The organism is Xanthomonas sp. SHU 166, assembly GCF_000364685.1.
GTDB lineage: Bacteria > Pseudomonadota > Gammaproteobacteria > Xanthomonadales > Xanthomonadaceae > Xanthomonas_A > Xanthomonas_A sontii.
Genome location: NZ_AQOJ01000150.1, coordinates 1 through 419 on the forward strand (window position 1 = coordinate 1; position 419 = coordinate 419).

The 419-nt window shown below is 60.4% G+C and carries 1 protein-coding gene; it reads left to right on the top strand.

Translation table 11 applies throughout. The features are described 5' to 3' along the window. Nucleotides 1-103: 103 nt before the first annotated feature. A partial coding sequence (locus D180_RS05705) for an endonuclease domain-containing protein (protein ID WP_343122582.1) occupies nt 104-419 on the top strand: 316 nt, incomplete at its 3' end.

Sequence of the window (419 nt, forward strand, 5' to 3'; positions counted from 1 at the left end):
CCCACCGGGAGAGGGGTTGGGGTGAGGGTACGGTGGGGTCATGGAACTCAGGCCGCCATTGCCCACAACCACATTGAGAAACGCCCGCGGTTTGCGCCGTGACATGACCGATGCGGAAAGAAAACTCTGGCGACACCTGCGAAACGGAGGCCTGCTTGGCCTGAAGTTCCGCAGGCAGCACCCAATGCCGCCGTACGTCGTCGATTTCTATTGCGAGGCCTTGAAGCTTGTCGTTGAACTGGATGGCTCGCAACATTCGGAAGCGGCCGACGCCGAGCGAACTCGTTACCTGCAGTCGCAAGGAATGCGCGTACTGCGTTTCTGGAACAACGATGTGATGCTGCAAGCTGATGCGGTCCTGGAGACGATTCTGTACTTCGTCGGTGCCCGTACCCTCACCCCAACCCCTCTCCCGGCGG